Source organism: Candidatus Saccharibacteria bacterium oral taxon 488 (assembly GCA_013100825.1).
In the GTDB taxonomy this organism is placed as follows: Bacteria; Patescibacteriota; Saccharimonadia; order Saccharimonadales; family Saccharimonadaceae; genus Nanosynbacter.
Map to the genome: position 1 here is coordinate 830,760 of CP040001.1, position 14,789 is coordinate 845,548.

Below are 14,789 nucleotides of genomic sequence, written 5' to 3' on the forward strand. Positions count from 1 at the left end.
TGATTTTATCTATCGACGAAGCGGGTTTATTGTAAAACCATAAATTAATCGAGCAAGCTCGCTCCGCCGCCAGCGTCATACGTCGCGCGCTTATGACTCCACTCGTTACCATAGCGCTTGGCCTGCTCCAATACCATGTCAGTTGCCAACGCCTGCTGGTCTGGCGGGTAGCCATATTTTGCCAAAGTCTTTTTGACGTTAACTTTCAGTTTTGCCTGAACATTCCTGCGCTCCGCCCAGTCAATCGTGGCATCTCGACGAACTTGTTCCAACAATACTTTTGCGATATCGCGCAGTTGTGCGTCACCCAGTACTTCACGAGCACTGCCATTTTCAACCAGCGCATCATAAAAGATAATCTCATCTTCACTTAGACCATCGACCGCTCCATTCTCAACAGTCTGGCGCACTTGCTGTCCGATATTGATTAGTTCTTCAATTACCTGCGCTGCCTCAATCGTCCCGTTTCTATAGCGCGTCAAGGCTTGATTAAGCAAGTCAGAGAACTTGGTGTCCTTGGCATAGTTTCGCGAAAATCGTAACTTGATTTCATCAGCAAGCAGTTTTTGCAGGGCTTCCACTGACAAATTCTTGCGCTCCATGTTACGAATTTCTGCCAAAAACTCATCGCTTAAAATCGACAATTCCGGCTTTTCCAGGCCTGCCGCCTCAAACACATCGACTACACCAACTGGCGCAATTGCTTTATCGACAATTTGTTTCAGCGCACTACGATACTCAGCATCAGTCACCACCACCGAACTCGATACTTTCTCCAGCCGAGATTTCACTGCCTGAAACAGCGCCACTTCTTCGCGAATTTCTAGCGCTTCGGGCCTGGGCATGGCCAGCGCGAATGCTTTACTCAGTTCTAAAACATGCTGCTTCAACCGTTTCTCGCCGTCTTCCAACCCCAAAATATATTCCTCAGCATCCAAGATAATTTGCAGCTGTTGGTCGGTTGGTGCAGTAAAATATCGCTGGTAGTCAAAGTTGCCAAACAGATCGCGTACCACTTCGTAACGCATCTGCATCTGTGCCACTGCCTCAGTAATATCAAGCTGCGGTGCGCCTTGACCACCGCTTTGCGTATAGTCAGAAATAGCATCGCGCAGCGCCCCTGCCACACCCAGATAGTCAACCACCAAACCACCGGTTTTTCCAGGAAACACTCGATTTACCCTGGCAATCGCTTGCATCAAATTATGGCCTTTAAGCGGCTTATCCAGATACATAGTGTGCATGTTTGGCACATCAAACCCCGTCAGCCACATGTCGCACACAATCACCAATTCAAGCGGGTCATTTGGATCTTTGATGCGCTTTTCGATCGCTTTTACTCGCTGTTTGTTACGAATGTGCGGCTGCAAGTAGTCGGGGTCACTAGCACTACCAGTAATAATCACCTTTATCACACCGCGTGCGTCATCGTCACTGTGCCAATCCGGCCGATACGCCACAATTTTTTCATACAAATCAGCCGCAATACCGCGACTCATCGTCACGATCATACCTTTACCACTCAGGACACTTTGCCGAGCCTCAAAGTGCTCAATGACGTCCAAAGCGATAGTATTCAGCCGCTCGCTATTACCGACGATGGCTTCTTTTTGCGCATACTCAGCCTTCAGCGCATCCTGACGACTCAATTCTTCACCCTCCAGCAAATCATCAACTTCCTTATCCAGCCACTGCCGCGTCGCCTCGTCCATATTCAAATCAACCAGCCGACTCTCATAATAAATCGGCACCGTTGCGCCATCTTTCACCGCCTGCTCGACATCATAAATGTCGATATAATCGCCAAACACTGCTGGCGTTGACTTATCATCCGTTTCAATCGGCGTACCCGTAAAGCCAATGTAGCTCGCACCCGGCAGAGCGTCGCGCATATACTTAGCATAGCCATACACCAGCTGAGCATCACTGGCTCGAACATGCGCCTTCAAACCATACTGACTACGATGTGCCTCATCTGCCATCACGATGACATTGCGTCGATCAGTCAGGACTGGCAGACTGTCCTCCTCATCCTCAGGCGAAAACTTTTGGATTGTCGTAAAGATAATTCCACCCGCTTGGCGCTGCAGTAGCTTCCTGAGTTCACTGCGCGAATCAGCTTGTTTCGGATCTTCCCCTAATAATTCGCGACAGGCGCTAAACGTACCGAATAATTGACCATCAAGATCATTACGATCCGTCACCACCACGATGGTTGGGTTATGCAAATCGCGCGACTTCATCAGCTTGCCAGTATAAAACACCATGCTCAAGCTCTTACCCGACCCTTGCGTATGCCAAACCACACCAGCCCGCTGATCGCCACGTTTACTACTAGCTGTCAGCGTTCGATCAAGCGCCTTATTCACCACCCAATATTGATGATAAGCAGCAACTTTCTTGATCAACTTATCGCCATCACCTCGCTCAAATACGATAAAATTCTGTACTACATCCAGCAAGCGTTCAGGCGTACACGCACCGCGCAGCAACACTTCCAGCATCGGCACATTGCCAACTTCTTTCTCGCCATTAATCGTTTTCCACGGCATCATTCGCTCCAGCGGACTGGTTATCGTCCCCATCTCCGCCTCTAGTCCATCGCTCGTTACACATAATTCATTAAAGCGGAACAGATCACTAATCTCGCGCTTGTACGTCTGGATCTGCTGATACGCCGCTACCAAATCCGCCTTCGTGTCAGCCGCATTTTTTAGTTCGATTACCACCAGTGGCAAGCCGTTCACAAACAGCACGATATCCGGCCGGCGATTATAGTCGCCCTGCAAAACCGTCAGCTGATTGACCGCCACAAAATCATTGTTTTTTGGCGAGGTAAAATCAACCACCCGCACGATATCATGTTTCACTTCGCCACTTGGCATGCGATATTGCACCGGCACGCCTGCTACCAGCAATTGATGAAAATCGTGATTATTCTCGATCAAGCTTGGTTTACTAATCTGCGTCAAACGCCGCATCGCTTCATTCAAGGCCGGTTCTGGAATGTGCGGATTGAGCCGCGCCAAAGCACTTCGCAGCCGCTCCAGCAACACCACCTGCCGCAGCTCACGCTCAGCCGCAGCACCATCCGGACCAATATCTGGCCCGTGTAAAATCTGCCAACCTAGATTGGCCAGGATATCAAGCGCGTATTGTTCGATTTGGGATTCGGTCATATTCCTATTCCTATCCTTTACTTTTCTGGATTTTTATCAACCTTACTTTGCCAATGCCGTAAAGCTCGAGACTCCTCTTAACATTTTTAAGGGCAACTTTACTGAAAAAAGGTATATTTAACTTGTTAGACGACTCACTGATAACACTAAATATTACCTCATATTTCCGTGCATCCGGCTTCTGTTCTACTGGATCAAATTGTTCCGAAGCCGGCAATATATTATTTACTGATTTTCTGAAATTCTCATCACTAAGCATAAGTTGCGCAGATACGAGCCCTTGATTAAATAAATGACTTAAGACAGACGATCCACCGTAATTTTTTACATGGTATAAACGAGAATTATTGTAATCAAATAGATCACAAAACTCTATCTTACTATGTCCACCTCCATACGGTATATTTTTTGCATCCATAAGCGTCAACCCATTAATACGTGCTACTCTTTCGTTGTACGAATTTTCAGAAGAATCCTCTATTGCAAAGGGCGGCAAAACTTCCTCTTCCTCCACTATTGATAGATATTCTTGATTAATAAGTTTTGCAAAGTCTGTTTCAACACAATACCATTTTGAATTATTAAGAATATATATTCCACCATACTCATCCTTTACCTCAGCATAAATACAAGACCAAGCTGCCCATCTCTTAAACTCCTGGTTATTACTGTCATTGAGTGCAACAATTTTCTGCTTTTTTAGAGTATCAAGGTTAACTTCTTTGCCACGGTTATCCAAACTGTTAAGTAGATTATCTAGACCTAAATCATCATCAAAAGAATTCACATCTCCAATAAATAAAAATCCTTTGACATCACTCCAATCAATAATTTCAGGAACCGCTAACCATACAGCACCATGCTCTTCAGAGTTTAACTTACTAATTAAAATATCGTTAAAGAGTTGATTTTTACAGGGTCTTTTACTTCAGCGACTTGATCAATCCAATCAAAATTATCTTTATAGACATTAAGCTTTGAAGCAAGAAAATAATCACGAAGTTTATCGTTAAGGTTAAATATATTAACTTTAGCTGATACATGAAGAGAGTCTTTACCCGTTATCGTTGACCCGTGGTCTTGATTCAAGCATTTTCCAGTAACTGCGCGTACTAAATCCTGCTCTATATCAATTCCAAAATCTGCTGCTTCACTAGCAACAATAACCTGCTCTCGAGCCTGTTTTGGGAATAACCCCACACTACTCTTGTCAATACTGCGAATCGAGTCGGCTTTTATTAAGTTTAATGTGGTCATTAAACCAAATCTCTCTTCATAACAACCAGGTTTTAATAACTGCCAACCACCCAACCCAAAAGCTACTGCAAACTTACGAGATTGTATATCATCAATTTTCACATTCATGATCAACGCCGCGCTAACATATGCCGTATAAAGATCAGAATTCAGATTATCAGCAATACCTTTGCCAAAAAAGTTATAAAGCCAACTAGGCGGCTTAGGTCTGGAGTTGCTATAGTAAAGCGTAGCATTGTCATCGATAGATATATTTTTAATTGACGACGGATCGTCAAAGATGTCTGCTATATCTTCAATTCCGTCCTTTATAAGATATACTGATAGTTTATTCGTTTTTAGTTCGGCTGCCATATTTCAATCTCTCCAGAAATTAATTTTGGTAAAAGCAAATCACGAATGTTAGATAAATAATCTATTTGCTTCTTGTTTTTATGTATCATATCAAATAATGGTCGCACTCTCTGCTCGAAATCATTAAACTCGCAATCTGATAAATCAGCAATCTCCAAAAGCTCTATGTGCTTTGGATAAATATGCGGCTGGCCAGAGCCAGTTTGCATATCGTATATTTCTTTTTGCTTATTCTTGAGGAACAAATAATAGGTATAAACATATTTGGTAATTGTTGAGTCAATGTACGAAGAGTCTGCCGACCAAACTGGTTCACCCCAGACAGATACAAAACCAGCATTTGCTCCGGATGCACTTATCGTGATAACTGGCGCGGTCGTATTTGCTTCATTGTGAAATCCGGCTGGCTTCAGTCCACCGCTAATAACCGGCGTGTCACCACAAATCATATCTCTAGCTTGCAAACTTCTACCTCTTTTTGGATGAAACTTTTTCCCTAAAGGTATGGTCCGTATATTACCATTACTCTGCTTAGTTTTATCAACAAAATAATGACGAAAGAGAGCTTGACCGAGCTGCTCGAGGGTTTCGTTCATGCGGCGATTGAGCTCGATTTTTTCATCAAGACTGCCGAGGATATTGGCAATTTTCTTTTGGGTTTCTAAATTTGGTATACTGACACTGACAACATCAAAAGTGCTACGAGTTATCGTATTAAATACACCACCGTGTGACTGCCTTCTTAGATCATTAACAGATTTTTTCAATAGATAATAAAGAAAATTTTGATCAACCCCTGCTTTTGCCCTAATTCCATAGCAAGATTGATTAAAAGCCATTGGTCGCCTCAGTTGAGCCAATTCGCCCACAGTACCGCGTGCAGATATGATTATATCTCCTTTGTTTAGCAGTTTCGTACTAGAGCTCTCCAGCCCAAGACTAGTGATTGCTTTTTCGGTTTGATCCACCCAGCGTCTGTCACCCCCAAAATCAACCACGGACAGCCACGGTATGTCACCACTCCAAAACTCGGGTTTGTTTGTCTTCGGGGTGCCGCCACCTATGAGCTCGATGATATCACTTAAAACAGCTGTTCTCATTATCCTTCTAACCCCAATTTCTCAAAGAATATTCGGTGACGCACAACTGCATCATTTAGCAGTTTTTCCCACGTTACGAATTCAATTCTGAGATTAATATTGTCCTGTATTAAGAACCACCCTTTATTGTCTGGCATTGATTTTAAGTTTTTCTCTTCAATCAACCATTTTTCAACCTTATTATCAACATCCGCTACTATATAACCATAGAAGGGTGTTGTGGGTGAGATATGAATCCTACTTCCTTTTGGTGTCTTATAGTCGCCATTTCTCATGCTGTTAACATAACGAATTATTTGTTGTATAGGGTCTTCTTTAGAAGACGCATCTACAAAGTCATTTCTACCAGGTCGTTTAAATTCAAAGATACTTACTGGATTAGAAGCCTCCGAGCCGTCTCTATACGCAACATTATAATGAAATGCTGCGATATCTGGACGGTCCTTATTTTCATTAAATATGTTTTTATCCGAACTGAGATACTGAGTAAGATTTAACCCTTCGTCTATAATCCACAAATTATGGCCATCATATATCGTATCATTTGAATCTGATTTTGTAGGAAATATTATATCATGAACTGCCTTTTCCGTATCGTATTCTCCCAAATCATTCCATTCCAAAGTCTTTTTAAATAATTCCAGGATAGATTTACGAAACGCTATATATTGTGCTAAATCACTATAGCTTGCGTCTTTTACTTCTCTAATCAGCTTTTTAGCATTCGACTGTGCTTCTATATAATTCCTGTTTCTACTAGTCAACTGAGAGATGTTTCTCTTTATCTCTAAGTCACGTTCATACTTTGCCTTATGTAGAATTAACTCTATGTCATCCTGGGTAGGATTTGCCTTTATTGCTTCAAAATCTATGTCGTCAATATATGGCTTGTACCAAATGTTACTTTGGGTATATTTCTCAAACTTCTCTCTTTTTACTTTTGACCTTAGACTAACCACACCTTCAAATTCCTTTTTTGCGATTTCTGCAATAGCCTTTTCAATATCCTCTCCCGATACTGGATATAGTGGGTCATGCTTTTCACCAAAGTTAAAACTGTCACGTTCTACCGTAACATTATCCTCCAGATATTCTCCTTGAACGTAGAATCTTATTATGTAGTTACGAGATCTCTTCTCTCCATCAACCAGTACGTCTTCGGTAAAGTCAGAGTAGAAATCTGGAATATACACATCCAAGCTCTTCTCGGTAACTGCTTGGTTTCGTGCAGTTAGAACAATCTTGCTCTTTTGGTTTCGAGGCTTAAGGATTTTAAACATTTTATATCTTAGTTCTATACCGTTAACAATAAAAGTATCACTTTTCTTGAGCTGAATTAGAGAATCATCTCTTGTGCCAATTTGCTCATTTAGGATTATTGGGATATCTAGCGCATCATCTTCAAATACAATCTGCGGGCATGTATATGATGGGTCGGAAAAATAACTAAGGATCTGTTCCAGAATGCGATGTGAGATAATTTCTGGATCTTTGTCAAGTTTTACGCCCTTAATGTTTAAAAGTCGAAGTATCGTACCAGTCTCTGACGCGCTAGGTGAATTACTAACCTTATCATTAACTATAACGTCATATTGCTTACCAAAATCGAATGAACGATGTTTGTATTTGTTATCTTCAATAAACGTGCTTTCTATGTGTACGTCGTTAAAATGCCGCAGATAAAAAAATCGACCAAAACCCTTTCCTCCTATCGACCTTTTAAATTGGCTATATATGGTGTCGAAAGAATCGCGATTTTCTTTATTAAAACCGATACCATTATCGGAGACTTCCACAGAAGTTACATCTGCCAACTTATCACCGTCCGTTGATACAAATGGCGGATTCCTAATAATCCGAATACGGATTTCCCCATCATTTCGGCCTGACTTATCTATAGCATCAATAGCATTAGTTATTGCCTCTGTAATAGGAGTATACGGGGTGGACTTAGCCCTAATATTATTAATAACTCCTTGGATAAATACTTTACTCATTATAAATGCTCCCAGCCCTATTTTTTACTATCTCATTCATCTCTTCCCCTCAACCCTCTTCTGCACAGCCCTCAACTCCTCAAGATATTGCTGCTCTATACTACTCAGCTCTTGATTACGCATACGTTCTTTGTATGATTCATACTCTTTGGCAACTTTGGTGAGCATGGTTTTGTGTGATATTTTGCCCGGGTTATCAAGGACGCCCTTACCGTAGGTAGCCGCAAATTTGTCAACTTCACGTACCCAATCAGCCATGCGCATTGGTTCATGATTGATAGCCTTGAGCTCAGCAAGGTCAAAAAAGGCGCTAACGAGACGGTTGAGCATGCTAAGTTCGTCGGCCGTCAAATAGTTTTTGGCAATTTGCGCTTCGCTTTTGGTCGGTTGCTGACCACGAAACGTCGTGAGTCCTAAGAATGGCTTGTCAGAATCAACCCTGGAGTAAATAACCTCGGCGGCAGTCAACATATTAACAGCGTAGTGCAATTTATTCTGAACTATCTGGAAAAATTCTATTTGCTCTTTGGAACTCGGATTGTAATCTTGACTGGTGGTGAATAAGTCTAGCACTTGCCGATACAATATTTTTTCGCTACTACGAATATCTCGAATGCGCTCAAGCAATTCTTTCCAATAACTTCCGCCACTATTTTCCTTGAGACGCTTGTCATCCATGACAAAGCCTTTGGTGATATATTCACGCAGTCTTTCGGTGGCCCAGATACGAAAATTCGTGGCAGTATTTGACTTCACACGATAACCAAGCGCTATTACCATATCTAGGTTATAGTGCTTCGTGGTATATTTCTTACCATCCGTAGCAGTTAGTAAGAAATCCTTACATACTGAAGCCTCATCTAGCTCGCCCTCATCAAAAATATTCTTAATATGCATGGTAATATTTGGTCGCGAGGTATCAAATAGATTGGCTAGCTGAGCTTGAGTAAGCCATATTGTTTTACCTTGGAACCTTACATTAATCTGCGGCCTGCCATCATCGCCAACATACACCACCATCTCGCTGTTCGGGTTGTTACCATTCATCATTTGGTTTCTTTCTCTATTTTGGCAAGATTTTCTTTTATTTTTACCTCTAGCTCACGGCTCTTCGCAAACTGCCCTTCAAGCTCAGCCGTCAACCTAGCAAATTTCTCGACAAACAGTTCATCGTCTTCCTCGGCCTCTTCGACACCAACGTAACGACCGGGTGTCAGCACGTAATCATGCTGCTTGATTTCCCCTAGTGCAGCAACTTTGCAAAAACCTGGCTGGTCAGTGTAATCCGCGCTGGCGGTTTTATAATCATGATATGTCTTCGCTACCCTGGCGATATCTTCCGCAGTCAGTTCGCGGTTACGACGGGTGACCATTTTGCCCAAATTACGCCCATCAATGAACAGCACTTTGCCGTGACGATTGGCACGATCACGCGACACAAACCACAGACAGCATGGTATAGCCACATTAAAAAACAACTGGCTCGGCAGCGTGACGATAGCGTCAACCATATCATTAAGAACCAGCTGTTTGCGGATGTCACCTTCACCGCCAGTTTGACTGCTCATACTCCCGTTTGCCAGCACAAAGCCTGCAGTACCGCGCGGGCTCAAATGGTGAATCATATGTTGAATCCACGCAAAGTTAGCGTTACCCTTTGGTGGCAGACCATACTTCCAGCGCGGGTCAGCCTGCAAGTGCTCTTGACCCCAATCGCTGATGTTAAATGGCGGATTGGCCAAGATATAATCAGCTTTCAGGTCGAGAAGCTGGTCATCCACCAGGGTGTCGCCGCGTTTGATATTCGCGTCAATTCCCCGAATTGCCATATTCATTTTAGCGAGTCGCCAAGTCGTTTCGTTCAGTTCCTGGCCATACACCGCGATATCGCTAACGCGGCCTGCGTGCTCCTCGACAAACTTCTCACTCCAGACGAACATACCGCCGCTACCGCAACACGGGTCATACACACGCCCGCTGTATGGCTCAAGCATTTCTACCAGCAGCTTAACGATGGAGCGCGGCGTGTAGAATTCACCGCCATGCTTACCCTCACTATCAGCAAACATACCCATAAAGTATTCGTAGACTTGACCAAGCAAATCTTTGGAACTGGCAGTATCAAATTTGATATTTGTAAATAAATCGATGAGTTCACCCAAGCGACGCTTATCTAGAGCTTCGCGGGCATAATTTTTCGGCAAAACACCCTTCAAACTTGGATTGTCGCGTTCAATTGCCTCCATGGCGCTGTCAACTAGTACGCCAATTTCTGGCTGCTTGGCACTCGCCACCAGGTGCTCCCAACGAGCCTCCTTGGGAATCCAAAAAACATTCTCCGCCAAATACCAATCCCGGTCCTCAGGATCATAATTCTCATCAATCGCTGCCTGATATCGCACCGAAAACGCATCTGAAACATATTTTAGAAAAATCAGCCCCAACACGACATATTTATAATCCGACGAGCTGATGTTGCCCCGTAATTTATCCGCCGCAGCCCATAGCTGCCTTTCAAGATCCCTCATATTCATACGTGTAATTATATCAGATTCGGGGGTCGTTTACTGTGAATGTATCAGGCCCTTGTAGCTAGTTTTCGTGACAATAATATGATCATTAAGCGTAATGCCAAGTAGTTTCCCCGCTTCCGCCAGCCTGTTCGTGACATCTTTATCAGCCTGGCTAGCCTCCAAGCTCCCGCTCGGATGATTATGCACCACGATGATCGAGGCCGCGCGGTCGGTGATGGCGTCAGCGAAGACCTCGCGCGGATGCACCAGGCTGGCAGTCAGCGTGCCAATAGTCACCACCCGCTTAGCGATCAAACGATTCGCACCATCCAGCGTCAGACAGACGAAATATTCCTGCTTTTTATCGCGAATATCGGCCAGCAGCTCAACGGCTTTTTCCGGGCTGTCAATAATTGGCTGATCGCTATCCAGCAGATACCGCCGCGCCAGTTCCAAGCTCGCCAGAACCACCGGGATTTTCGCCTCGCCCAAACCGACCACGCCACGCAGATCATCATACGAAACATCACCGCCTTTTTGACGCACAATTTTCAGCACCTCGCGCGCAATTTTACCGACATCGGCCCGAGCATTACCGCTGCCGATAATCGCCATCAACAGCTCCAAATCACTCAGTCGCGCCGTACCGTAACGCGCCAACTTTTCACGCGGCCGGTCCAGCGGATGACGGTCAGAGATCCTCATATAGACAGTATAGCAAGCACCCTAACTAAACTAAAGTTGCCAAGCCGCACGCATACCTACTGTTCAATCGGCTTTGTTAATTCAACATTCATAGAGATTTTATCAACATTAAACATCTCCGCTAGTTCGCGCATGAGCCGTATTTTTTGATTCGTATTTGTTGCTACGTCAACCACAAGCCCTGTGTCGTGAATCTTTACGGAATTAAAAAATCTTTTAGAATCATTACTGATCCAATTTTTCGTCTTTTCGCTGTTCATAATCTGATCAGTAAAATCAGAGTTCTCGTCGTACAGATACTCGCAATAGACGCCAAGAATTTGCGACCAGCTCGTTACCGGATACGAATCGTCACCGATATAGAATATTTTTACCACTGCTCCTGTAAAATCAATATCGTCGAAGATATTAACTTTTGTGTCGAGTACCGGCGGTTCAAATGTACTTGTTGGTAACGGCCAAATACTAATTATTCTATCAATCCACCACTGCTGACGTTCCAGTATAGTCTTCTCATTCCAGGTACTATATTTAGCAACAGTCCTATTAATCTTAAGCGGGCTATCGGCAAACCCATTCGGCATATTACATTTCTCCTGGAAACTCTTATTTGAGTATTCGGAGTTATAACCGGTTAGCGTTAAATTTGCTAGTCCATGCAAATAAATGCCATGAATCTCATCGGCACGTTCGCCGAGCTCACTCCGCCAAGCTTTGGTTATAGTCTGCGGCATAATGTGCTCAATCGTTAAATGTAGCTCTTTGTTGTAAATCTGCCTTAGCAACGACACGTCTTTAGACTCATCGTCAACCGCAGTTAACAGATACATGACATTGGAAGAGCGCTGATTGTAGGTGAAGTTCGCCTTTATTGCCATCTCTATTTCATTATTTCGGGGCAATCGGATCCGCCCGTTTTTCGAAAGTACGGTGTATTTCAGTACTTCGAGATATGCAGCATTGTCCTGTTCAACAATTGACAATATGCTTCTGTGCAATCCGGCAAAATAGCTGTCTAAGCCTGTTGCCGATAAGTTAACGACTATACGTCGTGAAAAGTAGACACGTAGCACATCAAATACCTCGGTAATTTCATCATCTGACAAATATCCAGCTTGCCAATATTTCATGACTGATACGGCATACGGGAAGAACGCTTCAATCCTCAGATAACGCATTGTAAATGCCACCGAACTAAGTTTTGTAAATTCATTATTTTCGTCTATGCCAAACTTTAGAAAGCGATAATATTTTAGTATTCTCAAAATCTCGCCGTAAAATTCGTCAAGCGATTCGTATGACTGGTCATTAGAAATACTTTTAGTGAATACTCTTTTGAATTCCGGATATACTTTATCGGTATTCACGACCGATTGGTTCTTGGCAATCAAATAGACGCGGAAGAAGTCGGTAATATCATCACGCTGCGGATCGGTTAGGTATGTTTCAATATACTGCCAATAGTTAGTCAAAACATAATCTTGTTTTTCGGAGGTGCGCAACATTAACGAGAAGTTTCGGATTTTGTCGCCATCTGTCAATGGCTTGCCGGTCGAATTGATGCTCTCAAAGACTTTTTGCGGATTATCATCGTCTTTGTCTAGAATAATCGTGACAATCTCGAAGTCATCAAGCGTATCAATATATTGTTCTAAATGATCACGATTTCTAAAGTAGTCGTAGAATTGGAGGTAGGATTTATACAAATTACTTTTCTTCTCATATTCTGTCAATTCCGCCTGGCTAAATATTTTCTCAAATATTTTATTGTCAGTAGTTACCGCCCGCAGTTTGATACGGTTTTCCTCTGATCCATATTGTTTTGCATATCTATTGTATAAATACTCGTCCTTGATTTGCTCGGCTACCAGTCTAAGCTTTTCAGGTGACTCTAACGCTAAATGGTAAATTGCAGTGATCATCAGCAAAACTGTCGTTGCACGCTGCTGACCGTCGATAATGATACTTCGGTCGCCGTCGTTGATATACACGATACTGCCGAAATAATGCTTTTTATCTCCACGCTTCACCTCTTCAAGGTCGTCTAAAAACATTTGGACATTATCGGCTGTCCAAGAATAAGGGCGTTGAAAATTAGGTATCTCAAAGAATTTGTTTGGCGTATATAAGAATAATTTAATGTTAGTTTGCAGCGCTTTCATATATCTAATTATACTACTTCATTGCTGCTTCTTTAGGCTATGTGTTTACTAAACTTTCACTGACTGTCGGCCGCGCACCACGCACATCGCCACTACAAACATGCCAACCAGCCGCGATACTAATGAGCTGTCGTCTGCACTTGATTGAGTTGTTGTCGTGAATTCTTCCTCCGGATTGAGCTGGCTGTCGTCCGGCCATAGGCCAGGAGATGGGCGGCTTTTTACGACCAAAACATTGTCACTCACGGCACTCATTTCGCTATTATAACCGTAACTGGCAACCGCCAAATCATTCTGTTCGTCCACTTCAGATTCTACCGCCTCAGACACTTCAGTAGCAGCAAGTTCTGCTTGCGCTTCAGACAAATCGACGACTGATTCTATGCCGCTAGTATCCATAGTTATAGTTTCAACTTCAGCATCCAGGCGCAACAAATCGCTTTTTTCCGATGCTTTCATAACTATATTGTCACGCTCCTCGCGAGGCATGATGCGCTCCTCTAAAATTTCCACTACTGGCTCATCCAGCTCGACATCAGGTATTAGCTCAATAGCCGGCGAGGTAGGAATAACTATCTGCTCTACTGGCTCATAATCATTGGTGACTTCAGGAACTGATACCGCCTTAGAATTGTCCAATTGCCCCGCGGAATCCATATCAACACTAATCTCGTCGTCCACAGAGGGTTTCAAATCATCGACTTCTTCACGCACCGTAGTTGCCTCCATTGATAGCGCAATCGTCACCATTTCAGCCGAAGATACGTTCAACTCTACTGATGACGGCGCTTGTTGTTCGACAAAAAACACCATATCCTCCTCAGCCCAAGCTTCGTTGTCCTCGCCATATTCAACGATATCTTGAGCTGATAATGACACAATCACCGGCTGATCAGGCTGCTCTTTGGCTGGAATTGATTCGGCCGCATTAACTATCTTTTCAGTAGATGTCTCGTTTGTTTCGTATTCCGCCGACACATTAACGGCGTCCTCTTGCTCCTGATATGGCGACACATTAGATGCGGTTGGAATTACATGCTTGGGCTGTTCGACATCAACGCCATCGGTCGATTCGACAAAATTATTATAATCCGGCGCCGCATCTATACTAATCTCGCTAGGTTGAGCGTCTGTTGATGCTTTCGTGCCAGAATTATCAATTAGATCTGTAGCCGCAGGTTCATCCGCCTTTACTGCGTCAAACTGCGCCGCCAACTGTTGCTGCTCGGAAACTGGCGTAGCACTTTCATCATTTTCTGCTGCTCGGCTCGGCTCAGAATTGGCCGATTCTGACCCTGTTATAACAAAAACTTTTTCTTTTTGGCGTTCAATTGATGGTGTTTTTACACTTGATGGCGCAGTAGTTTCATCGCCATCATATGTATTTTCCACAACACTATCGACGGGTTTACCTTCGCCAGACAAGAAGTTAGCAGTTTCATTTTTTGGCAAAGTATTATTCTCGTTAGCGGTTTGAGTATCCTTGCTTACCGCTGGCGATGACGGCACAGTTTTCGTTTGC

General features: G+C 43.5%; 10 protein-coding genes. All 10 read right to left on the minus strand.

Annotation, left to right across the window (positions count from 1 at the left end; translation table 11 throughout):
* Positions 1-44: 44 nt before the first annotated feature.
* The 10 genes from FBF26_04520 to FBF26_04565 are packed head-to-tail and all read right to left on the minus strand — an operon-like array spanning position 45 to position 14,719.
* Positions 45-3,179 (minus strand): type I restriction endonuclease subunit R, encoded by a 3,135-nt coding sequence (locus FBF26_04520; protein ID QJU10494.1) that lies wholly within the window; start codon positions 3,177-3,179, stop codon positions 45-47.
* 10 nt (positions 3,180-3,189) lie between these two features.
* A complete protein-coding gene (locus FBF26_04525; protein QJU10495.1) occupies positions 3,190-4,071 on the minus strand; it encodes a hypothetical protein in 882 nt (293 codons plus the stop codon).
* Positions 4,065-4,790: a hypothetical protein gene (locus FBF26_04530; protein QJU10496.1), complete on the minus strand. Its 726-nt coding sequence runs from the start codon at positions 4,788-4,790 to the stop codon at positions 4,065-4,067. Before FBF26_04530 ends, FBF26_04525 begins: the two co-directional genes overlap by 7 nt.
* A complete protein-coding gene (locus FBF26_04535; protein QJU10497.1) occupies positions 4,775-5,890 on the minus strand; it encodes a restriction endonuclease subunit S in 1,116 nt (371 codons plus the stop codon). The genes FBF26_04530 and FBF26_04535 overlap by 16 nt, the downstream gene beginning before the upstream one ends.
* Positions 5,890-7,887 (minus strand): sensor histidine kinase, encoded by a 1,998-nt coding sequence (locus tag FBF26_04540; GenBank protein ID QJU10498.1) that lies wholly within the window; start codon positions 7,885-7,887, stop codon positions 5,890-5,892. The genes FBF26_04535 and FBF26_04540 overlap by 1 nt, the downstream gene beginning before the upstream one ends.
* A 36-nt stretch (positions 7,888-7,923) precedes the next feature.
* A complete protein-coding gene (locus tag FBF26_04545; GenBank protein ID QJU10574.1) occupies positions 7,924-8,934 on the minus strand; it encodes a virulence RhuM family protein in 1,011 nt (336 codons plus the stop codon).
* Positions 8,934-10,421, minus strand: coding sequence for an SAM-dependent DNA methyltransferase (locus FBF26_04550; protein QJU10499.1), 1,488 nt, complete (start codon positions 10,419-10,421; stop codon positions 8,934-8,936). The genes FBF26_04545 and FBF26_04550 overlap by 1 nt, the downstream gene beginning before the upstream one ends.
* Before the next feature lie 30 nt (positions 10,422-10,451).
* Positions 10,452-11,105 (minus strand): DNA repair protein RadC, encoded by a 654-nt coding sequence (gene radC / locus FBF26_04555; protein QJU10500.1) that lies wholly within the window; start codon positions 11,103-11,105, stop codon positions 10,452-10,454.
* Between the two features lie 56 nt (positions 11,106-11,161).
* Positions 11,162-13,267, minus strand: coding sequence for a DUF262 domain-containing protein (locus FBF26_04560; protein QJU10501.1), 2,106 nt, complete (start codon positions 13,265-13,267; stop codon positions 11,162-11,164).
* Positions 13,268-13,315: 48 nt separating this feature from the next.
* On the minus strand, positions 13,316-14,719 hold the full coding sequence (locus tag FBF26_04565) for a hypothetical protein (protein QJU10502.1): 1,404 nt from the start codon (positions 14,717-14,719) through the stop codon (positions 13,316-13,318).
* Positions 14,720-14,789: the final 70 nt, after the last annotated feature.

What these genes read in the sequence shown, in the direction of transcription:
- FBF26_04520 (QJU10494.1), bottom strand. Translation starts at nt 3,179, where the DNA reads ATGACCGAATCCCAAATCGAACAATACGCGCTTGATATCCTGGCCAAT.
- FBF26_04530 (QJU10496.1), bottom strand. Translation starts at nt 4,790, where the DNA reads ATGGCAGCCGAACTAAAAACGAATAAACTATCAGTATATCTTATAAAG.
- FBF26_04535 (QJU10497.1), bottom strand. Translation starts at nt 5,890, where the DNA reads ATGAGAACAGCTGTTTTAAGTGATATCATCGAGCTCATAGGTGGCGGC.
- FBF26_04540 (QJU10498.1), bottom strand. Translation starts at nt 7,887, where the DNA reads ATGAGTAAAGTATTTATCCAAGGAGTTATTAATAATATTAGGGCTAAG.
- FBF26_04545 (QJU10574.1), bottom strand. Translation starts at nt 8,934, where the DNA reads ATGAATGGTAACAACCCGAACAGCGAGATGGTGGTGTATGTTGGCGAT.
- FBF26_04550 (QJU10499.1), bottom strand. Translation starts at nt 10,421, where the DNA reads ATGAATATGAGGGATCTTGAAAGGCAGCTATGGGCTGCGGCGGATAAA.
- radC (QJU10500.1), bottom strand. Translation starts at nt 11,105, where the DNA reads ATGAGGATCTCTGACCGTCATCCGCTGGACCGGCCGCGTGAAAAGTTG.
- FBF26_04560 (QJU10501.1), bottom strand. Translation starts at nt 13,267, where the DNA reads ATGAAAGCGCTGCAAACTAACATTAAATTATTCTTATATACGCCAAAC.